The sequence below is a fragment of the Rhizomicrobium electricum genome (assembly GCF_011762045.1).
GTDB classification, from domain to species: Bacteria; Pseudomonadota; Alphaproteobacteria; order Micropepsales; family Micropepsaceae; genus Rhizomicrobium; species Rhizomicrobium electricum.
In genome coordinates, this window is record NZ_JAASQS010000009.1 from 55,690 (window position 1) to 76,492 (window position 20,803).

The window sequence follows — 20,803 nt, forward strand, 5'->3', positions numbered from 1 at the left end:
TGTTTGCTGTTCTCACAAAAATTTAGCCCCCGGACATTGCTGTCCGGGGGCCGGTCCGCGTCCGTTTAGCGGGGGGGCTTGGACGCGAACAAGATTAAGCGCGAACCAGGTTCACGACCGTGGTGTCGATGTCCTCGGTGGTGTCGTGGTCGTAGGTGTCGACGTACGGACGGCCGTAGTAGCTGTCGAGCAGGATCTGCTTCAGTTCGCTCATCAGCGGGAAGCGCGGATTGGCGCCCGTGCACTGATCGTCGAACGCCTTGACCGCGATCTCGTCGAGCTGCGCCAGGAAGTCGGCCTCGGCAACGCCCGCCGCCTGGATCGAGGCGGGGATGTCGAGTTCCTTCTTCAGGCCTTCCAGCCAGGCGATCAGGTTGTTGACCTTGTCGCCGGTGCGCGCGCCGCCGAGACCGAGATGATCGGCGATCTGGGCGTAACGGGCGCGGGCCTTCGGGCGGTCGTACTGGCTGAACGCCGTCTGCTTCACCGGATTGTCATTAGCGTTGTAGCGGATGACGTTGCAGATCAGGAGCGCATTGGCGAGGCCGTGCGGGATGTGGAACGCCGCGCCGATCTTGTGCGCCATCGAGTGGCAGACGCCGAGGAAGGCGTTGGCGAAGGCGATACCGGCGATCGTCGCGCCGTTATGCACCTTCTCGCGCGCCAGCGCGTTCTTGGCGCCTTCCTTATACGAAGCCGGAAGGTATTCCTTCAGCAGCTTCAGCGCCTGCAACGCCTGGGCATCCGAGAACTCGTTGGCCAGCACCGAGACGTAGGCTTCGGTTGCGTGCGTCACCGCGTCGATGCCGCCGAACGCCGTCAGCGACTTCGGCAGGTTCATGACGAGGTTGGCGTCGATGATCGCCATGGTCGGCATCAGCTCGTAGTCGGCGAGCGGATACTTCATGCCGGTGGCGTCGTCGGTCACGACCGCGAACGGAGTGACTTCCGAGCCCGTGCCCGAAGTCGTCGGGATGGCGATGAAGTCGGCCTTGATGCCCATCTTGGGGAACTTGTAGATGCGCTTGCGGATGTCCATGAAACGCAGCGCCAAGTCCTCGAAATGGACTTCCGGGTGCTCGTACATGACCCAGATGATCTTGGCCGCATCCATCGGCGAACCGCCGCCGAGCGCGATGATGACGTCCGGCTGGAAGCCGTTGGCCTTCTCGACGCCCTTGCGCACGATCGACAGCGTCGGATCGGCTTCGACTTCGTAGAACACGTCCACGTCGAGCCCCTGGTTCTTCACCAGCTTCACCAGCTCGTCGGTATAGCCGTTGGCGAACAGGAAGTGGTCGGTGACGATCAGCGCCTTCTTCTTGCCGGCGAGTTCCTTGAGCGCTTCGTTACACGCGCCGCGACGGAAATAGACGGATTTCGGAACCTTGTGCCAGAGCATGTTTTCTTCGCGCTTCGCGACGACTTTGCGGTTGATGAGGTGTTTCGGACCGACGTTCTCGGAGATCGAGTTGCCGCCCCAAGAGCCGCAGCCGAGGGTCAGCGACGGCGCCATGCTGAAGTTGTAGAGGTCGCCGATGCCGCCGTGCGAGGAGGGCATGTTGACCAGGATGCGGGCCGTCTTCATTTTGGCGCCGAAGGCGCTGACGCGCTCGGGCCGGCGATCCTGATCCGTGTACAGAACGCTGGTGTGGCCGATGCCGCCGAGCGCCACCAATTCCGCCGCCGCATCGAGCGCGGCCGCGAAGTCCTTGCGGCGATAGAGGGCGAGGGTCGGCGACAGCTTTTCCTGCGCGAAGGCTTCGGTTTCGTTGGTCTCTTCGACTTCGCCGATCAACACCTTGGTATTCGGCGGAACCGTGATGCCCGCCATCGCGGCGATCTTAGCCGCCGACTGGCCGACCACGTTCGGGCACAGATGGCCATTCGGGAACACCGTCTCGCGCACCATGCCGACTTCGTTGCCCGACAGTATGTAGCCGCCGTGGCTGGCGAAGCGCTCGCGCACCGCGTCGTAGACACTATCGACCACGACCACCGCCTGCTCGGAGGCGCAGATCATGCCGTTGTCGAACGTCTTCGACATCAGAATGGACGCGACCGCACGCTTGATATCGGCGTATTCGTCGATCACCACCGGCGCGTTGCCGGCGCCGACACCGATCGCGGGCTTGCCCGAGGAATAGGCCGCCTTGACCATGCCGGGACCGCCGGTCGCCAGGATCATGGCGATGCCGGGGTGGCGCATCAGCGCGTTCGACAATTCGATCGAGGGTTCGTCGATCCAGCCGATGATGCTTTCCGGCGCACCGGCGGCGACCGCCGCATCGAGCACCAGCTTGGCCGCTGCGACCGTCGACTTCTTGGCGCGCGGATGGGGGCTGAACACGATGCCGTTGCGGGTCTTCAGCGAGATCAGCGACTTGAAGATCGTGGTCGACGTCGGGTTGGTCGTGGGGACGATACCGCAGATCGTACCGATCGGTTCGGCAATCGTGATGGTGCCGCCGACGTCGTCGTTCTCGAGCACGCCGCAGGTCTGTTCGTCCTTGTACTTGTTGTAGATGTACTCCGACGCAAAGTGGTTCTTGATGACCTTGTCTTCCACGACGCCCATGCCGGTTTCCTCGGCCGCCATCATGGCGAGCGAGATTCGCGCCTCGGTGGCGGCGAAAGCGGCGGCCCGGAAGATCAGGTCAACCTTCTCCTGCGAAAAGCTTGCGAACTCCGCCTGCGCGGCGTTCACGCGCGCAACCAAGGCGTCCAGTTCGGGCAGGCTTGCTACAGACATTTTTCTTCCTCTTTTCTCTCTTTCCTTCTGATGCTCACGATATAAGTGTTGGCTGTGCATCTAATTAGGCAAAGAGGCATGACGAATACGCACATGCGGCAACCTGTCTGTCATGGTCGGTAACATCAATCCGTATTGCCACGGAGGCGCCGCATTTTTTCTGCCCTCCGTTACGGCAAAATGTGCATCCTGAATCCTCTTTTGGCGTACTTTTCGGCAATTTCACGAACTTCACGTCTGCGTGTCCCGCATTGACGCAACGCACGCGCGAAACGATCCTCGCCTCGAAATAATCGGCAACAGACGGGGAGGATTCCATGAAGGCAATTGTGTCGGCGGCGGTCGCATTTGCGGCCATGATTCTGGCAGCAGGAGCGGGTGCGCGCGATGACGCCAAAGTCGTACCGAATGGGCAGCTGCCGCAGTGGCGCCAGCACTGGGGCTACAGCGATGCCATCGTGACGGGCGACACGATTTATCTGGCAGGCGTCGTTGCGGATACGAAGGACGGCGATCCGAATCTTGAAGCGGCCTACACGCGCGCCTTCGAACGGATCGGCGAGATCCTCGCCAAGGCCGGTGCGTCGTGGGACGACGTGGTGGAGATCACCAGCTACCACACCGACGTGAAGGCGCAGATGGAGCCGATGATCGCCGTGAAGAACCGCTATGTCCGTGCGCCGTTTCCAGCCTGGACGGCGATCCAGGTGGTGCGCCTGATCCCCGACCGAGGCATCACCGAAATCCGCATCACGGCCAAACTTCCGGCCCGCATTCAGGCTTTACATCAATAAAACGGAGCGAAAACCAAAGTCAGTTCAAACAGGTTCAGACTAGTTTCGAATGCTTCAATTCTGCAGCAGAATGAAACCTGAGTTGTACTGCGCGATATCTGGACTTCGACTCGGTGCGGAGGCAAACTCGCCTCGCCTTGAAGCTGGCGACCGTCTCCAATTCTAGGATTGGACTTTCGGAGGAGGCATCAAGCGTTAGCGGAACGGACCTGCTGCAACCCAGGGGGCGTTCCACTACGGCTCGCGGGACTTGGCCAGATCGGCTAAGTCCCGCAAGTATTTTGGGACACACCAAATCTGTACGAACTCGTGCGCGACCCGCCGATACCGTACGGCTTGCCACAAAACTCACCCAAACTGGCGCACTTTGGCGAAGGATGCGGCTTATCACCCACACGAGCGAGGGGTGATTATGACGGATCTGCGGTCGGTGAAGCTCTATGTGGCGACCCCCTGTTACGGCGGGATGGTCACGCAACGGTACATGCAATGCACATGCGCGCTGCTGATACAAACTGCGGCCCGCGGCATCAGCGTGCAGCTCGAACTTCTGGGGCGGGAGTCGCTCATTACCCGCGGGCGCAACGCGCTGGTGGCGACGTTCCTCGACGATCCCGACGCGACGCACTTGATCTTCGTCGATGCGGATATCGGCTTCGAGCCGGCTCAGGTGATCCGCATGCTCGAATTCGATCAAGACGTCACGGCCGGCATGTATCCGTTGAAGGAGATCACCTGGGACGCGGCCGCCATCGCGCGTGTCCGTCATGGCGAACCTTTGGAACATGCCTTCCTGCGGTTTGTCGGCGTCGCCTGCGAGGGGCGTGACCGGGAGGAAGAAGACGGATTTGTCACCGCGACCTATGCCGGTGCCGGGTTCCTGATGATCAAGCGGGCCGTATTCGAGAAGCTGAAGGCCAGCTATCCCTATTTGCAATACAAGGCCGCGCACACGGCGGCGGTGCCGACCCTGAGCCCCAACCAGTTTGCCTTCTTCGATTGCGTCATCGATGCGGCCTCCGGCGAATACCTGAGCGAAGATTATGCCTTCTGCCAGCGCTGGCGGGCGATCGGCGGCAAGATCTGGCTCGATACCCAGAGCGTTCTCGCCCATGTCGGTCCGCACGAATTCGTCGGCTCGCCGCGCGGCCGCTATCCCGGCGCCATGCCCGCCTAGCGGATGCGGCTTTGGTTTCGCCGGGGTTAACGCTACAAGGCAAATCCGAAATACCGGCTGAACCCGCTTTCAACGGGTGTCCGCGCATACTGGAGGGGATCGGATCATGCAGGTGAAGCTGCTTCTGGTGGTTGCCTGCGCCTTGATCGACCCCGACGGCCGCGTGCTGATCGCACAGCGTCCCGAAGGCAAAGCGATGGGTGGGCTGTGGGAATTTCCGGGTGGCAAGATGGAGCCGGGCGAACGCCCGGAAGAGACCCTGATCCGCGAACTGTCCGAGGAGCTGGGGATCGACGTCAAGGAGCCATGCCTGGCGCCTTTCAGTTTTGCCTCGCACGCCTATCCCGATTTTCATCTCCTGATGCCGCTCTATGTCTGCCGCCGCTGGGAAGGTCTGCCGCAGGCCAAGGAACACATGGCCCTGAAATGGGTCTGGCCGAAGGACCTGAAGGACTATCCGATGCCGCCGGCCGACCTGCCGCTGGTGCCGATGCTCCGCGATCTGCTTTAGCCCGCTTCCGGCGCGACGCGAACGGCGCCACGGCGATCGAATACGCCATGGTGGCAGCCTGCATCGCCGCGGTGATCGTGGCGGCCGCGTCCAACGTAGGGCAGGGCGTGCTGGATTTGTTCAACCGGATCCACTTCTAGGCTCTTGGTTCCCGCCGGGGCAGAAAAGCCCTTGCGCTGCCGCCCGCCGCCGTTAAGTTCGCGGGCCATGAGCACGCGCATCAAAACCGTCTATCGCGTCAAGGCGGAAGCCTCGACCATCGAAGCCCGCGCCCGCGGAATTTCCGTGGAGCAGAGTGTGGAAATGCCTCTCGAGCCGATCGACGATCCGTTCGTCATCAACGAGATCATCGGCAAGGTCGAGGAGATCAAGGACCTGGGGCTGGGCGAATACGAAGTCCGTTGCGCCCTGGCGTCGATCACCACCGGCTACGACGGCGGCCAGCTCATCAACATGATCCTCGGCAACACCTCGCTGCAGGACGGCATCAGCCTCGTCGACGCCGAGTTTCCGGCCGACATCGTGGAAGCCTTCGGCGGCCCGAATATCGGCCTGGAAGGCGTCCGGGCCCGCGTGAACGCCAAAGGCGCACTGTCGGCGACCGCCCTGAAGCCGCAAGGCACCCCGCCGGCGACGCTGGCAAGGCTCGCCTACGACATCGCGCTCGGCGGCATCGACTACATTAAGGACGACCACGGTATCGCCGACCAGACCTATTGCCCGTTCGAGGCACGGGTGCCGATGATCGCCGAGGCGGTCCAAAAGGCGGGCCAGAAGACCGGGATCCCGACCCAATACCTGCCGAGCCTCAACGGCAATCTCGACAAGATGCGCAAACAGCTTGCGCTCGCCCGGTCGGTCGGTATCGAGGGCGTGCTGATCGCGCCGATGCTGTGCGGCTTCTCGACGTTCCAGACCCTGAAGAAAGAAAATCCCGATTTCCTGTTCATGACCCATCCGTCGATGGCGGGCGGGCCGATGGCGGCGGAATTCTTCTTCGGCAAGCTGATGCGGCTGTTGGGATCGGATGCGTCGGTGTTTTGCAACTACGGCGGCCGGTTCGGCTATGCGCCCGAGCGTTGCCGCCAGATTTCGGATTGGTGTCTGCAGGATGCCCCCGGCCTGAAGCCGTGCGTGCCGGTGCCGGCCGGCGGCATGGAACTGAAGCGCGTGCCCGAGTTGCTCGACTTCTTCGGCCGCGATGTGATGCTGCTCATTGGCGGCAGCCTGTTGGCCGCCAAGGAAAACATCACCAAGGAAGCCGAAGCCTTCTGCAACGCCGTGCGGAACCGCTGATGACCGGACCCGTGCGCCGCTTTTCGAACTACCGCTGGGAAAACACCGACCTGCTTGCCTACAAGGAAGAGGGTTCGGCGCCGTTCAAGGCGATCACGCGCCAGACGCTGTTCCGCCATCCCGAATTGAAAGGCGAACTGCGCTATTTCGAAATGGCAGCCGGCGGCTATTCCACGCTGGAACGCCACCAGCACGTCCACGCCGTGTTGATCTTGCGCGGCAAGGGCCAGTGCATGCTCGGCGGCGAGGTGTTTGATATCGGCGAAAACGATCTCGTCACCATCGAGCCGATGACCTGGCACCAGTTCCGCGCCAATGCGGGCGAACCGATGGGTTTTCTCTGTATGGTCAACGTCGACCGCGACAAGCCGCAACTGCCGACTGAAGGCGAACGGGATGAACTGGCGGAAGATCCGAAGGTAAAGGCGTTTTTCGGATTGTGAAGTTGCGGGTTACGCGCAATTCACCTGTGGGTTGGGTTGTGGAGAGAATTTCGAGTTAGCTTCACTCCGACTGGTTGGGGTGAAGTAACGCTTGAGGTTCCATCAGTTCCTCGGCGACCACTTCGACTTGCCGCTGTGGCGGCGGGTGGGGATCAGCATTGCCGTTCTGGCGCTGCACATCGCGGTCTTCTCGGGTTTGTTGGCGATGCGTATCGTCGACGTGGAACCTCCGGCCACGCGGCGGGAACCGGCAATGACCTACATCACACTGCCGCGCATGGAACCCGCCAGACCGATGCGTGCGAAAGCCAAGATTCACACCGGCGGTCCGGCTTTTTTCAATCCCTATACGTTCCACATCTTTACCTTCGCCCCTCCGGGACAGAACGCCATCACCATTGTACCGCCTGTGCCGCGTATCGCTGATGAAACGAAGCGATGCCCATCGACCCTGCGGCCGGGTACGCCCGAATGGAAAAGGCGATGCGTTCCCATTCCTCCGCCGGTGAAATACGAGGATGGTACGGTGGAATTCTCGCTGGTGCCGCGCGATTCCCCGGCCTTCAAGCGGTGGGAAGCCGAACTCAAGAAGCGCAACAGCCCGGTCGAGCTGCCGTGCACTTATGTCCGCACCGATCCAGCAACCAACATCAAGTCGAACATGGCCGACATTGGTTGCGCCATGCGCAAATGGCTTGGACGCTAAAGTTTCTGCTCCTTCACGCCCAGCGCATCGGCGAGCCGCATCTTGGCGCTGCCGGGGCGCAACGGTTTGGGTTGGCTTTCGTGCGGCGCCCAGCCGGTGAGATAGACGATATCGAAGGTCGCGCGCAGGCGGCCGTCGAGATCGGCGTGGTGCTCCTGATAATGCGCGATCGTTGCCGCCAGCGTGTCGCGGCGCAGCCGTCCGAGCCGGCCGGTGAGGGCACTCGTTTCGCCCATCACGCGGAGATCGCGGACCAGTCCGAAGAAATCGCGGTAGCGTACCGTCGTGCGTTCGAGATCGGCGACCGGCATGGCGAACACGGCCCGCTGCAGCAGGCTGCCGAGATCGCGCACATCGGCCATCGGTGCCACGCGCGGAGAGATGCCGCCGGTCGTGGCCGCTTCGCCTGCCGCGAGGCTGTCGCGCAGTTCGTGCAAAGTCGCGCCGCCCAAGACCGCGCCGATGAACAGCCCGTCCGGCTTCAGAGCACGCCGGATTTGCACCAGCGCCCCCGGCAGGTCGTTGACCGCGTGCAACTCGAGAACGCTCACGGCAAGGTCGAACCCATCGCTAACCTCCGCAGGCGCCGTCAATTGCTCATTGATGTCGAAAACGGCCACCTGCCATGCCGTGCGGGCAACTTGAAGATTGGCGGCAGCGTGCCCATCTAGAGATAGCGCGGTTCGGAAGTGGCGATTGACCGGAGCGAGGCGCTCTCTGACCCCCTCCAGTGCTTCGTTCACCAGGAAACGGTCGCCTCCGAGCCGCGCCGCTCTCTCTTTGTGCAAAACCCGCAACCTGGGGTCGAAAATCCGCGGCAGTTCATCCGTCATTTTGCTAAACTAGCAGAATGGAACGGGGGGTACAGACCGGGTTTCAGCGGGCATGGCGGGGGCTCGTCGATCTCGCATACCCGCCGCTGTGCATCCTTTGCCGCGAGCCGGTCGCCGATCCCGACAGCCTCTGTCCGGCCTGCTGGAGCGAATTGCAGTTCATCGACGGCCCGGTCTGCGTCCGCTGTGGCCTGCCGTTCGAGATTGATGCAGGTCCGGGCACCGCGTGCGGCGCCTGCATCGCCGATCCGCCCCACTTCGATAGAGCCCGCGCCATCCTGCGCTACGACGATGCCAGCAAGAAGCCGGTCCTGGCCCTGAAACATGCCGACCGGCTCGATCTCGTTCCCGCCTTCGCCAAATGGCTGGATCGCGCCGGACGCGAACTGCTCGCCGGCGCCGATATGATCGTGCCGGTGCCGTTGCACCGCATGCGGCTGTGGAAGCGTCGCTACAACCAGTCGGCCGAGCTGGCGCGGGCAATGGCACGTCGCTCCGGCTTGCCGCTGGAGCCGCTGGTGCTGGAGCGGGTAAAGCCGACGCCCAGCCAGGGGACCATGCCGTCGGCCGCGGCACGGCGGAAGAATGTCGCCGGCGCCTTCCGGGTTCCTGCAGACCTGCGGGCCGGGCTGAAGGGGCGGCGTGTGCTGTTGATCGACGATGTACTGACGACCGGCGCCACGGCCAGCGCCTCCGCCAGGGCGCTCAAGCGGGCTGGCGCGGCCTCCGTATTCGTCCTGGCGCTAGCGCGCGTTGTCCGGGCGTAGTTTCCTCCTATATAACCAAGACCATGGCTAAGGTTCGAATCTACACCACGCCGATCTGCCCTTACTGCGCGCGCGCCAAGGCGCTGCTCACGCGCAAGGGCGTCGAATTCGAAGAGGTGGACGTCTACATGGACGCCGCCGCCCGCAAGGAAATGATGGATAAGAGCGGCCGCCGTACCGTGCCGCAGATTTTCATCGGAGACCGCCATATCGGCGGCTGCGACGACCTCCACGAACTCGATGCCGAAGGCGGTCTCGACCCGCTGCTGAAATGATCCGCGCTGCCTGTATCCAGATTTGCGCGTCCGACGACGTCGCGGCGAACCTGCGCGAAACGTCCGCGCTGATCCGTGACGCGCACCGGCAGGGTGCCGGCTTTATCGCGACACCCGAGAACACCAATCTGATGGCGGCCGGCAAAGCCGCCAAGCTGGAGAAGACATTTTCGGAAGCCGACGACCCCTCGTTGCCGGCGTTTCGCGCTCTGGCGGAGGAATTGGGCGTCTGGCTGCTGATCGGCTCGCTGGCGATCAAGGTCAGCGAGACCAAGACCGCCAACCGCTCGTTCCTGATTTCGCCGCAAGGCGCCATCGCGGCGCGCTACGACAAGATCCATCTCTACGACGTCGATCTGGCGAACGGCGAGCGTTATCGCGAGTCCAACACCGTCGCCGGCGGCGATCGCGCCGTGACCGCCGATCTGCCGTTCGGGCGCATCGGCCTTACGGTTTGCTACGACCTGCGCTTTCCGCATCTCTACCGGACACTGGCGCACCAGGGTGCATTTCTCTTAACCGTGCCTGCCGCCTTTACCGAGACCACCGGCAAGGCGCACTGGCACGTACTTTTGCGCGCACGGGCGATCGAAAACGGCGCATTCGTTTTGGCCCCGGCGCAATGCGGCATTCATCCGAACGGACGGCGCACCTACGGCCATTCGCTGATCGTCTCGCCGTGGGGCGAGATTCTGGCCGAAGCGGACGACAAGCCGGGGGTGATCCTGGCCGACATCGATCCGGCCCGGTCGGCGGCCGCACGGGCGCAGATACCAAGTCTTTGCCATGATCGCGCTTTCGGATTAGGTGATCGTGCGGACCTTGCGGAAGCACAGGTTTGGGCGGAAAATTCGCGGGATAAGGGTTAGTACGTGATCGTCTATACGGTGAAGTGCGCGAACGGCCACGAGTTCGAAGGCTGGTTCGGTTCGAGTTCGTCGTTCGAACGGGAAGTTGCGGCAGGCGAGGTGCCATGTCCCACTTGCGGTTCGACCAAGATCGAGAAAGCACCGATGGCGCCGGCTGTCGCGGGTACCCGTGGACCGTCGGTTCCCGATGGATGTCCGATGTCGGGCGGCTCGGAAGCGCCGCCGTGCGCCGGCCATTGCGGGTGTTTTCCGGGGTGAGGCCATGATCGCCTACAGCCTCAAATGCGATAAAGGGCATTTCTTCGACGGCTGGTTCGCCTCAAGCACGGCGTACGACGACCAGGCGGCTGCCGGTTTGGTTGCGTGTCCCGAATGCGCCTCTACGAAAGTCGAAAAAGCGCCGATGGCTCCGGCCGTCGCCGGGACCAAGAGAACCACTTTGGCCGCCGAAGAGCGCAAGAAGGTCCGCCAGTTCGTCGCCGGCATGAAGAAGTACATCAAGGAAAACGCCGATTATGTCGGCAAGGATTTTCCCGAAGAAGCGCGCAAGATCCATTATGGCGAAGTCGACGAGCGCCACATCTACGGCGAAGCCAGTCTCGATGAAGCCAAGGAATTGATCGAGGAAGGCGTCGAAATCGCTGCGCTGCCGCCGGAAATGGACGAGGAGACGAACTGATGCTGTCTCGCGCTGTCGCCTTGTTGCTGCTGACGACGGCCGCCGGCGCCGCCACCGATCCGCTGACCGATGCCGATCTTGTCGCTCGCGCCAATGCAGTGATGGCCGTGAAAGAAGCGCCCGCCGACCGCATCCTTGGCCTTCATAAAGGCACGCCGGTGATCGTGGATGTGCGTTGCGGCGACGTTTGTCCGCAATACACCGTGCGCATCATCCGCTACGTCATCGATCCCGGCCCCGCCTGCAGCAAGCTCGGCGGCGACACGGCGAATATCGGCGTCCCGATGGGCCTTCTCACCCGCCCGCAAGCCTTCTGCATCCCGCACGTGCTCTACGGCAAGCAGATGTTCATGGATCAGCCGTATCAGCGGTGAGCGCCCAATTGTCATCCCGGACGCGCCCGTGATGATTTTGCCGTTCGGCACAAGGGCGCGATCCGGGAACCACTTCGAAATCTGGATTGTGTCTGAGTGGGTCCCGGCTCTGCGCGCCTCTTCGCACGTTGTGCTCCAATGCGCTTGGCCGGGATGACAACAGCAGATGTTCGGGGCTCAGCGTCCTGCCACCACTATGTAATTCACATCGGTGTCGTTCGACAGACTCCACGACCACGACAGCGGATTGAAGCTCACACCTTGCGTCTGCTTCACGGTCAGTCCCGCATCCTTCAGGAATCCCGTCAGCCGCTCCGGTTCGACGAAGCGGGTCCAGTCGTGGGTACCGGGCGGCAGCCAGCGCAGCACGTATTCGACGCCGATCTTGGCCAGCGCCAGCGACTTCAGCGTTTTATTCAAAGTCGCCACGAACATCAGCCCGCCGGGCTTCACCAGCCGGGCGCAGGCATTGAGATACCCCGGCAGATCGGCGACGTGCTCGACCACTTCCATGTTGAGGACCACGTCGCACGCCACTCCCGCTTCGGCCAGCGATTCGGCGGTCGTGACCCGGTAGTCGATGGCTAGCCCGGAGGTGGTCGCGTGGGTTCTGGCGGTTTTGACGTTCTTCTCCGAGGCGTCCGCGCCGGTCACGGCGAACCCTAGCCGGGTCATCGGCTCCGCCAGGAGCCCGCCGCCGCAGCCGATATCGAGCAGCGTGAGCCCGTCGAAGGGGCGCAGTCCGGTCCGCCCGAAGTGCTTTGCCGCGGTTTCGCGGATGAATTGCAGCCGGACCGGGTTGAATTTGTGCAGGGGAGCGAATTTTCCGGCCGGATCCCACCATTCGGCGGCCATGGCAGAAAATTTCGCGACCTCGGCAGGGTCAACGGACGGGTCGGTGGAGGCGGCGGCGGGGTGGGCTGCGTCGGTCATGACGCCTTATATCGCACCTCCAGGGGCTTAGGGAGAGAACGGACGGGTTGAGCCGCCCGAAAACGGCGGTTATGTATGACGCAACAAACGCATCGTAACACGGGCAGGGTCATGGCGAAGATTGCGATGAAATTCGGCGGGACGTCGGTTGCCGACCTGGATCGCATCCGCAACGTCGCCAAGCTGGTCAAGAAGGAAGTCGACCGCGGCAACCAGGTTGCCGTAGTGGTATCGGCCATGGCCGGCGAGACCAACAAGCTGGTCAAGCTGATCAACGACCTCGACCCGCAATACGACCCCAAGGAATACGACACCGTGGTCGCCTCGGGCGAACAGGTGACCTGCGGCCTCCTGGCGATCGCGCTCGGGGCCCTGGGCGTCAAGGCCCGGTCCTTCCTCGGCTGGCAGATGCCGATGAAAACCTCGAACATGCATGCTTCGGCCCGCATCGAAGGCGTGCCGCCGGAGAACCTGAATGCCTGCCTCGAATCCGGCACCGTCGCCGTGATCGCGGGCTTCCAGGGCGTCGCCGAAGGCGAGCGCATTTCGACCCTCGGCCGCGGCGGTTCCGACACGTCGGCCGTGGCGGTTGCCGCGGCGATCAAGGCCGATCTTTGCGACATCTACACCGACGTCGACGGCGTCTACACCACCGACCCGCGCATCACGTCGAAGGCGCGCCGCATGGAAAAGATCGCCTTCGAGGAAATGCTGGAAATGGCTTCGCTGGGCGCCAAAGTCTTGCAGACGCGCTCGGTGGAAATCGCTATGCAACACCGCGTGCCCGTCCGGGTTTTGTCGACATTCGACCCCGACGCGGGCGGCACGCTTCTGTGCGACGAGGAAGACATCGTGGAAAAGAAACCGGTCACCGGCATCGCCTATTCGCGCGACGAAGCGAAGATTTCGCTGATGAAGATCCCGGACCGTCCCGGCATCGCCGCCGCCATTTTCGGGCCTCTGGCCGACGCCGGCATCAATGTCGACATGATCGTGCAGAACGTCTCCGACGACGGCAAGCGCACCGATCTGACCTTCACGTGCCCGCGTACCGAACTGGCCCGCGCGCTGAAGGCGTTGGAAGAGGCGGCCGAGGCCATCGGTTATCGCGAGATCACGTCCGACGCCAACATGGCGAAGATTTCGATCATCGGCATCGGCATGCGCGCCCATCCGGGCGTGGCGCAGAAGATGTTCAAGACGCTGTCGGAAAAGGGCATCAACATTTCGGTGATCTCGACATCCGAGATCAAGGTCAGCGTGCTGATCCCCGAAGAATACGTCGAACTCGCCGTGCGCGCACTGCATTCGGTTTACGAGCTGGACGTCGCATGATGATGAGGGGCGATTGACATGGCACCCGTTGCAGCCGCCGGTCCACGGACGCTGCTGCGGCGGTTGCGCGAGATCATGGCCGAGCAGACGAGCGCGCAGACGCGCCTCGACAAGCTGGTCACGGTCATCGCCGCCAATATGGTCGCCGAAGTCTGCTCGATCTACTTAAGGCGTGCCGGCCGCTCGCTCGAACTGTTCGCCACCGAAGGCCTGAACGCGGCGGCCGTCCATAACACCCGCATGCGGTCGGGCGAGGGCCTCGTCGGTCTCGTGGTGGAGACAGGCGAGCCGGTCAATCTGTCGGACGCGCCCAGCCATCCGCGGTTCTCCTATCGCCCGGAAACCGGCGAAGATCCGTATCACTCCTTCCTCGGCGTGCCGATCGTGCGCGGCGGGCAGGTGTTCGGCGTGCTGACGGTGCAGAACCGTGCCGCGCGCACTTATGCGGAAGAGGAAGTCGAGGCGCTGCAGACCGTCGCCATGGTGCTGGCGGAGGTGGTGGCACAGGGCGTTCTGTTCAACGTCGCCGAACTCGACGAGCCCGAACTGTCGCCCGATAAGCCGCGCAAGTTCGCCGGCGAAGGATTGGCGGAAGGCGTCGCGGTCGGACACGTCGTGCTGCACGAGCCGCGCGTCAAAGTCGATCGCATGATCGCCGATGACCCCTCGGTCGAACTGGCGCGCCTCGAAGAGGCGATCGGCAAGCTGCGCGAATCCGTCGATCGCATGCTGGATTCCGGCGAACTCGATCTCACCGGCGAGAGCCGCGAGGTGATCGAGACCTATCGTTTGTTCGCGCACGATGCCGGCTGGCGTCAGAAGATGCGCGATGCCATCCGTTCGGGCCTCACCGCCGAAGCGGCCGTGGAACGCTGGCAGGACGAGATGCGCCTGCGTCTTTCCAAGATTCCCGATCCGCTGCTGCGCGAGCGGGCGCACGATCTCGACGATCTGGCGCGACGGCTGCTCCGGCATCTGGTCGGCGAGATCGGTCATCGCGGCCAGGATATGCCGAGCGATTCCATCCTTGTCGCGCGCGGCATGGGGCCGGCCGAATTGCTCGATTACCGCCGCGACCGTCTGGTTGGACTGGCGCTGGAAGAGGCGGCAACGACATCGCATGTCGCCATCGTGGCGCGTGCCCTCGGGCTGCCGCTGGTCAGCGACTGCAAGGGCCTCACCGACGCGGCGCGCAGCGGCGATATGATGGTGCTCGACGGGGAAGCCGGCGAAGTGCATCTCAGGCCGGGCGAGGAGATCGTCCACGCCTTCGTGGCCAAGCGGACCCTGCGCGAGCACCGGGTTGCCCAGTTCGCCACCATCCGCGACCTGCCGGCGGAGACCAAGGACGGTGTCCGCATCAAGCTGATGATGAACGCGGGCCTGCTGCTCGATATGCCGCACCTCGCAGAATCGGGCGCCGACGGCATCGGCCTGTTCCGGACCGAGATCCAGTTCATGGTCGGCGACAACATGCCGAAACTCCAGCATCAGGCCGATTTCTACCGTGAGGTGATGGATACGGCGGGCGACAAGCCGGTGACGTTCCGTACCCTCGACCTCGGCGGCGACAAGGTTCTGCCCTACGCCCGATTCGAGCGGGAAGAGAACCCGGCGATGGGCTGGCGGGCCATCCGCATCGCGCTCGATCGCCCAGCGTTGCTGCGGTACCAGGTGCGCGCGCTGATCGCGGCGGCGGCGGGCAGGGTGCTGCGAATCCTGCTGCCGATGATCAGCTCCGTCGCCGAGTTCAACGCCGCCCGCGCCTTGGTCGACCGCGAAATCGAACGGGCGCGTCTGTTGGGGCAGCGCCAGCCGCGGCAGGTCAAGGTTGGGGCCATGCTGGAGGTGCCGTCGCTGGCTTTCATGCTGCCGCAGCTCATGCGCAGCGCCGACTTCGTGTCCATCGGTTCCAACGATTTGTTATCGTTCGCCTTTGCCGCCGACCGCACCAATCCGCGGGTGTCGCGCCGCTACGATCCGCTCAATCCGGCCACCCTCAGCATGATCCGGCAGATTGTGCAGAGCGCCAAGGAAACCGGTGGGGAACTGTCCCTTTGCGGCGAGCTGGCGGGTCGGCCGCTAGACGCTATGACATTGATTGGATTGGGAATTCGTAAGTTGTCAATGTCCCCTGGCAACATTGGACCGGTTAAAATGATGATCCGCAGCCTCAATTACAGCGAGATCAGCCAGTATGTGGACAAGCTGTGCGGGCGGGCAGATCACTCGCTGCGCGCGCGGCTCATCGGTTTTGCGGCGGAACGCGGCGTGATTCTGAAATAGACGGCCGGCTGTGGCCGAATGGCGCTTTCTGCACACCGGAATAGGTCACAGCCGTGTGCGTTGCGGGGCGTCGCAATATCATCAACAACCGGGCTTCTGCCGTTCGGTCCCGGAATCGAATCTGGGCGTACTTGTACTAACCGTAAAAACCGTTATTTCCGTGGCTTGACGAAGCGATATAAGTTACTAATGGAAGCAACGGGATAGTTACTGCTGCGAGCCTCGTCGGCGGCGCATTTCAGGTACTTTTCACCCCATGACCAAAGTCACGCGGCTCACCCTCGACAATGACGGCGCTCTCGAGCGCAGGCGCATCCATTTGCGCGAAATTTCCGACGACATGGACGCGCCGCTCGATACGGTGGGTCAGGATCTGCGGACGGCGCGATTGCGCCGCGGCGACGACCTGGCGACGGTGTCCCATGTGCTGAAGATCCGTAAAGATCATCTCGAGGCTCTCGAAGAAGATCGCGTAGAAGCGCTGCCGGGCCGCACGTATGCGGTTGGCTTCATTCGTTCGTACGCGGACTATCTCGGTCTCGATGCGGTGCAGTGCGTCGAGCGTTACAAGGCCGAAATCGCCGGCCGCAGCGATCCTACCATTCAACCGATCACCGTGATCGACGAAGATGCCGAACATCGCATGCCGCACGGCTGGAAGATCATGGCGGTTGCCGTTGTGATCCTGGTCTTGATCGGCGCGTATCAGGTTGCCGCGTCCGTCGATCGCATGATGAACGAAAAAACGGTCGAGCCTGTGCCGACGATGGTCAAGCGTCCGGTCGCGCATAAGCCGATCGTGAAACCGGTCGAGCAGCCCGCACCGCCGCCCGCCGCGACGGCTCCGGAGGGGCAGGTTGCGCCGGACGGTACATCTCCGGCGAACGCTGCGGTTCCCGGTCAGGCGCCCGTCGCGGGCCAGACACCGGCAACACCGCAACCGGGAACACCCGGTCAGCAGCCCGCAGCGGTTCCGCCGCAGGCCGTGGTTGCGCCGCCGCTCCCGCAGGGGCAGGTCTATGGCGCCACCAACAAGGGTGCCCGTGTCGTGCTGCGGGCTCGTGATTCCGTCCGCATTCTCGTGCTGGGCCGCATCGGCGCCGACGGCAGGCCGGTCGTGTATCAGAACCGCCTGCTGAAAGCGGGCGACAGCTATCGCGTTCCGAACATTCCGGGCGTGACATTAACCACATCGAATGCCGGGGCAATCCAAGTGGAACTCGACGGCAGCGTGGCCGGTGTTGCTGGAAAATCCCAGGAAACCGCCGAACTTATTTCGCTCGATCCGCAGTCGATTATGGATCGCAATGGTGGTAACCACGGCAGGTAAGAGTCCTGACGAAGGGTTGCCATGAGCGTGCGCACTTATCGCGAAATCCAACGGCGTAAGAGCCGGCAAATTCATGTCGGTTCGGTCGCCATCGGTGGCGACGCGCCGATCAGCGTGCAGACCATGACCAACACGGTCACGGCCGACGCCAAGGCGACCATCGATCAGATCCGCCGCATCGAAGAAGCCGGCGCCGATATCGTGCGCGTCTCGTGCCCCGATGAGGAATCGACGGCGGCGATGAAGGCGATCTGCAAGGCCTCGACCATTCCGGTCGTCGCCGATATCCATTTCCACTACAAGCGCGCCATCGAGGCAGCGGAAGCTGGCGCGGCGTGCCTGCGCATCAATCCCGGCAACATCGGCTCGGCCGATCGCGTCCGCGAGGTGGTGAAGGCGGCCAAAGATCACGGCTGCGCCATGCGCATCGGCGTCAACGCCGGTTCGCTCGAAAAAGACCTGATGGACAAATACGGCGAGCCGTGCCCGGAAGCGATGGTGGAGAGCGCTCTCAACCACGCCCGCATTCTCGACGACAACGACTTCCGCGAATACAAGATTTCGGTGAAGGCGTCCGACGCGTTCCTCGCCGTCGCGAGCTATCACGCATTGTCCGAAGCGATCGATTGCCCGCTGCATCTCGGCATCACCGAAGCCGGCGGCCTGATCTCCGGAACCGTGAAGTCGGCCATCGGCATCGGCAATCTCTTGTGGGCCGGCATCGGCGACACCATCCGCGTTTCCTTGTCCGCCGATCCGGTGGAAGAGGTGCGCGTCGGTTTCGATATCCTGAAATCGCTGGGGCTTCGGGCGCGCGGCGTGAACATCATTTCGTGCCCGTCCTGCGCCCGCCAGGGCTTCGACGTGATCAACACGGTGAAGACGCTGGAAGACCGCTTGAAGCACATCACGACGCCGATGAGCCTTTCGATCATCGGCTGCGTCGTCAACGGTCCGGGCGAAGCGCTGGGAACCGACATCGGCTTCACCGGCGGCGGCGCCGGCAAAGGTCACGGCCAGATCTATCTCAACGGCCAGCCGGTCTACCGGATTCAGAATCCGGACTTGATCGATCATGTGGTCGAGCTGGTCGAGAAGAAAGCCGCCGAAATCGAAGCCGCGCGCAACGCTGCGGCCGAGTGACGGCGTCCGCCTTGGCTGGGCGGAATCGACTTCTGCTGTTTGCCGTGATCGCCGTGTTCTATGGCGGTATCGCGTTGGTGTGGGCGGCCTCTTCGGTCGCCTACGACCGATTGCTTTCCGGATTCAATATCCTGCCGGTGCATACCCGCGAAGCCGGGCCGCACGCGGTGCCGTTCTTCGATCTTGAAGGCGTAATCTCTTGGTCGGAATGCGCCCGCCGGGGTCACAACGTCTACGTCGACAATCCCTGCGATCCCGCCCCGTATCACCGCACCGCAAACTATTCGCCATTGCTGGTCGACCTTCCGCTCGAATGGATCGGTACCCGCAATGCCGTCGCCGCCGGGGTGGTGATCGATCTCGTATTCCTGCTGCTGCTGCCGTTCGTCTTCCGCCCGCGAAGTCCGGGCGCGTTGGCGATCGCGGCACTTGCCTGCTGCTCGCACGCGACATTCTACGCCGTCGAGCGTGCGAATATCGACGTGATCGTCTTTTCCGCGGCGGTGTTGGCGATCTTTGCCAGCCAGCGAAGCTTGCGCGGACGCATGTGGCTCTACGCCGTCGCGCTCGGCGGTGCGCTCGTCAAATTCTATCCTCTGCTCCTCGGCGCATTGGCGCTACGCGAAAGGCCGCGTGTATTGGCCGCGATCGTCGTTGCGTTTGCTGCCGTCATGGGTGTTTTCGTCTGGCACTACGCACCCCAGATGGCGATCGTCGAACACAAGATTCCGGCCTATCAATATTTCAGCGATATGTTCGGCGCCGGTGTATTGCCGCTGTTGACGCGGCGTATGTTCGGGACTCCGGATTGGACCGTGCCGACCATCAAATTCGTTCTTGTGGCAAGCTTGGCGTGGTTTGCCGTCCGGCACTCAGGCAAGTTCGCCCGGATCGTCCCGTGGGGACGGCGGGAGACGGTGATGCTCCTGGCCGGAGCATTGATTACAGTCGGCTGCTTTCTGCTTCAGACCAACAACTCCTATCGCGCCATTTTCCTGCTGCTGGCCATTCCGGGGCTTCTGCGGATTTCGGGCCGGTCGGGCTTGGCCCGCTGGGCGGTCTGGGGCGCGCTGGTCTGCCTATGGGCCGAGGTGATCCGCAACGCGCTCTCGCGTTTGGGCTGGCTGCCTCTGTCCTGGAGCCTTTCGGTCCTTCGCGAATGCGTATGGTGGTACGTTGTCGCGGTCCTGGCGGCCATCGTGCTGGCCTTCGTCCGCCAGTCGCTCGGTCGCGTAGAAATGATCTGCCGGGCCCCAGCCGATCCTGTTAGCATGCTTCCGTTACGACGCCATTAGAGAGTCGTTTTGGGGGAAATTATGCTGTCCAGGATTGCCATGCCGCGCCGGCAAATGATCGGGGGTGGGCTTGCTTCGCTCGCTCTCACGGGCCCTGCTTTAGCCCAGAGCCAGCCTGGCTTCGAACCGCTGCCGGCGCAGGTCAAAGTCAGGGACCGCCAACTGACCACTGCCGTCCGCATCAACGGCAAAGGTCCGTTTCATTTCATCATCGATACCGGCGCCGATTGCAGCGTGATCGCCGAAGACGTCGCCCAGGCTTTGCATCTGCCGGTCGGCCGCAATGTAATGGTGCAGGGCATCATCCGGTCCATGCAGGCGCCGAGTGTACCGGTCGCCGAACTGCGTTTTGGCTCGCTCGAACGCTCCAATCTGGAACTGCCGGTGCTGCCGCGCTCGCTGCTCAAAGCAGACGGCTTCCTCGGGCTCGACGCCATCGGCCGCAACCGCGTGGTATTCGACTTCAAGCGCCGGACCTTGCGGGTCATCGACAGCTTGTCGGCCGCGTGGGTGGAACGCTTAGGCAGTGAAACGTTGATTGCAGCGCCCGGCGATGACGGACATCTGCGGACCATGGCCTGCCGTGTCGACGGCGTCGTGACCACGGCGTTCATCGACACCGGCGCGGAGGTTTCGGCAGGCAACGAGGCGCTGCGGCGCGCGCTTGCCGAACGCGGACCGGGCAATAACAGCGATCGTGATATCGAGCTGACCGGCGTGACCGGCGGCAGCCGGATGGGCAAGGTGGTGAAGGTCGATTCCATTTTGTTCGGCAATCTCGAATTCTCCGGCTGCGAAATCGCAGCGGCCGATCTCGACGTGTTCCGCATCTGGAATCTGGCGGATGAGCCGGCGCTGCTGATCGGTCTCAATTTCCTGCGCGAATTCCAGACCGTGACGATCGATTACGGCCGCAAGGAATTCCGCCTGAAATTGGCCTCGGCGGCGGCCTGGGTGAGCCGGAAACACGGTTAGCGCGAACGGCGACTAAAGGCTGACGCGAAT

At 63.0% G+C, this 20,803-nt stretch carries 22 protein-coding genes; 19 read left to right on the top strand and 3 right to left on the bottom strand.

All coding sequences use genetic code 11. The features are described from left to right. Nucleotides 1-94 precede the first annotated feature (94 nt). Nucleotides 95-2,752 carry a bifunctional acetaldehyde-CoA/alcohol dehydrogenase gene (adhE, locus tag FHS84_RS17440; RefSeq protein WP_166936757.1) on the bottom strand — a complete coding sequence of 886 codons (2,658 nt, stop codon included), beginning with the start codon at nucleotides 2,750-2,752 and terminating at the stop codon, nucleotides 95-97. A 317-nt stretch (nucleotides 2,753-3,069) separates the two neighbouring features. Here adhE and FHS84_RS17445 point away from each other — a divergent pair, with 317 nt between their 5' ends. From FHS84_RS17445 to FHS84_RS17475, 7 genes are all read left to right on the top strand, one after another. Then, nucleotides 3,070-3,546, top strand: coding sequence for a Rid family hydrolase (locus FHS84_RS17445; RefSeq protein WP_166936759.1), 477 nt, complete (start codon nucleotides 3,070-3,072; stop codon nucleotides 3,544-3,546). A 412-nt stretch (nucleotides 3,547-3,958) separates the two neighbouring features. Beyond that, the gene (locus FHS84_RS17450; protein WP_166936761.1) at nucleotides 3,959-4,723 is read left to right on the top strand and encodes a hypothetical protein; all 765 of its coding nucleotides are present in this window, start codon (nucleotides 3,959-3,961) and stop codon (nucleotides 4,721-4,723) included. A 106-nt stretch (nucleotides 4,724-4,829) separates the two neighbouring features. Continuing rightward, entirely contained in the window at nucleotides 4,830-5,234 is a 405-nt protein-coding gene (locus FHS84_RS17455; protein ID WP_166936763.1) for a (deoxy)nucleoside triphosphate pyrophosphohydrolase, read from the top strand. Nucleotides 5,235-5,281: 47 nt separating this feature from the next. Then, nucleotides 5,282-5,374 (top strand): hypothetical protein, encoded by a 93-nt coding sequence (locus FHS84_RS23140; protein ID WP_243851177.1) that lies wholly within the window; start codon nucleotides 5,282-5,284, stop codon nucleotides 5,372-5,374. 67 nt (nucleotides 5,375-5,441) lie between these two features. Further along, entirely contained in the window at nucleotides 5,442-6,530 is a 1,089-nt protein-coding gene (locus FHS84_RS17465) for a RuBisCO large subunit C-terminal-like domain-containing protein (protein WP_166936767.1), read from the top strand. Next, nucleotides 6,530-6,973: a cupin domain-containing protein gene (locus tag FHS84_RS17470; protein WP_166936769.1), complete on the top strand. Its 444-nt coding sequence runs from the start codon at nucleotides 6,530-6,532 to the stop codon at nucleotides 6,971-6,973. Before FHS84_RS17465 ends, FHS84_RS17470 begins: the two co-directional genes overlap by 1 nt. Nucleotides 6,974-7,064: 91 nt before the next feature. Next, the gene (locus FHS84_RS17475) at nucleotides 7,065-7,679 is read left to right on the top strand and encodes a hypothetical protein (protein WP_166936772.1); all 615 of its coding nucleotides are present in this window, start codon (nucleotides 7,065-7,067) and stop codon (nucleotides 7,677-7,679) included. On the opposite strand, the gene FHS84_RS17480 is transcribed toward FHS84_RS17475, so the two are convergent. Continuing rightward, on the bottom strand, nucleotides 7,676-8,422 hold the full coding sequence (locus tag FHS84_RS17480) for a methyltransferase domain-containing protein (protein ID WP_208393939.1): 747 nt from the start codon (nucleotides 8,420-8,422) through the stop codon (nucleotides 7,676-7,678). The two genes, FHS84_RS17475 and FHS84_RS17480, sit on opposite strands and share 4 nt — an antisense overlap. Nucleotides 8,423-8,529: 107 nt before the next feature. Here FHS84_RS17480 and FHS84_RS17485 point away from each other — a divergent pair, with 107 nt between their 5' ends. Genes FHS84_RS17485 through FHS84_RS17510 form a run of 6 tightly spaced genes read left to right on the top strand, consistent with a single transcriptional unit; the run spans nucleotide 8,530 to nucleotide 11,476 of the window. Continuing rightward, nucleotides 8,530-9,279, top strand: a complete 750-nt coding sequence (locus tag FHS84_RS17485; protein WP_166936776.1) for a ComF family protein — start codon at nucleotides 8,530-8,532, stop codon at nucleotides 9,277-9,279. A gap of 23 nt (nucleotides 9,280-9,302) precedes the next feature. Further along, a complete protein-coding gene (gene grxC, locus FHS84_RS17490; RefSeq protein ID WP_166936778.1) occupies nucleotides 9,303-9,554 on the top strand; it encodes a glutaredoxin 3 in 252 nt (83 codons plus the stop codon). Continuing rightward, nucleotides 9,551-10,423 (top strand): carbon-nitrogen hydrolase family protein, encoded by an 873-nt coding sequence (locus tag FHS84_RS17495; RefSeq protein WP_166936780.1) that lies wholly within the window; start codon nucleotides 9,551-9,553, stop codon nucleotides 10,421-10,423. Before grxC ends, FHS84_RS17495 begins: the two co-directional genes overlap by 4 nt. Nucleotides 10,424-10,426: 3 nt before the next feature. Continuing rightward, on the top strand, nucleotides 10,427-10,681 hold the full coding sequence (locus FHS84_RS17500) for a DUF1178 family protein (RefSeq protein ID WP_166936782.1): 255 nt from the start codon (nucleotides 10,427-10,429) through the stop codon (nucleotides 10,679-10,681). Between the two features lie 4 nt (nucleotides 10,682-10,685). Further along, a complete protein-coding gene (locus FHS84_RS17505; protein WP_166936784.1) occupies nucleotides 10,686-11,102 on the top strand; it encodes a DUF1178 family protein in 417 nt (138 codons plus the stop codon). Then, entirely contained in the window at nucleotides 11,102-11,476 is a 375-nt protein-coding gene (locus tag FHS84_RS17510) for a hypothetical protein (RefSeq protein WP_166936786.1), read from the top strand. The genes FHS84_RS17505 and FHS84_RS17510 overlap by 1 nt, the downstream gene beginning before the upstream one ends. Before the next feature lie 177 nt (nucleotides 11,477-11,653). Here FHS84_RS17510 and ubiG read toward each other — a convergent pair whose 3' ends face one another. Beyond that, a complete protein-coding gene (gene ubiG / locus FHS84_RS17515) occupies nucleotides 11,654-12,409 on the bottom strand; it encodes a bifunctional 2-polyprenyl-6-hydroxyphenol methylase/3-demethylubiquinol 3-O-methyltransferase UbiG (RefSeq protein ID WP_166936788.1) in 756 nt (251 codons plus the stop codon). A 111-nt stretch (nucleotides 12,410-12,520) separates the two neighbouring features. Between ubiG and FHS84_RS17520 the strand changes: the two genes are divergently transcribed. From FHS84_RS17520 to FHS84_RS17545, 6 genes are all read left to right on the top strand, one after another. After that, nucleotides 12,521-13,744, top strand: a complete 1,224-nt coding sequence (locus tag FHS84_RS17520; protein WP_166936790.1) for an aspartate kinase — start codon at nucleotides 12,521-12,523, stop codon at nucleotides 13,742-13,744. 18 nt (nucleotides 13,745-13,762) lie between these two features. After that, nucleotides 13,763-16,030, top strand: coding sequence for a phosphoenolpyruvate--protein phosphotransferase (gene ptsP, locus FHS84_RS17525; protein ID WP_166936792.1), 2,268 nt, complete (start codon nucleotides 13,763-13,765; stop codon nucleotides 16,028-16,030). A gap of 256 nt (nucleotides 16,031-16,286) precedes the next feature. Further along, nucleotides 16,287-17,360 carry a helix-turn-helix domain-containing protein gene (locus tag FHS84_RS17530; protein WP_166936794.1) on the top strand — a complete coding sequence of 358 codons (1,074 nt, stop codon included), beginning with the start codon at nucleotides 16,287-16,289 and terminating at the stop codon, nucleotides 17,358-17,360. A 21-nt stretch (nucleotides 17,361-17,381) separates the two neighbouring features. Then, on the top strand, nucleotides 17,382-18,503 hold the full coding sequence (gene ispG / locus FHS84_RS17535) for a flavodoxin-dependent (E)-4-hydroxy-3-methylbut-2-enyl-diphosphate synthase (RefSeq protein WP_166936796.1): 1,122 nt from the start codon (nucleotides 17,382-17,384) through the stop codon (nucleotides 18,501-18,503). A gap of 11 nt (nucleotides 18,504-18,514) precedes the next feature. Beyond that, on the top strand, nucleotides 18,515-19,798 hold the full coding sequence (locus tag FHS84_RS17540; RefSeq protein WP_166936798.1) for a hypothetical protein: 1,284 nt from the start codon (nucleotides 18,515-18,517) through the stop codon (nucleotides 19,796-19,798). Between the two features lie 21 nt (nucleotides 19,799-19,819). Continuing rightward, complete coding sequence (locus FHS84_RS17545; RefSeq protein ID WP_166936800.1) at nucleotides 19,820-20,773, top strand: retroviral-like aspartic protease family protein; 954 nt, start codon at nucleotides 19,820-19,822, stop codon at nucleotides 20,771-20,773. Nucleotides 20,774-20,803: the final 30 nt, after the last annotated feature.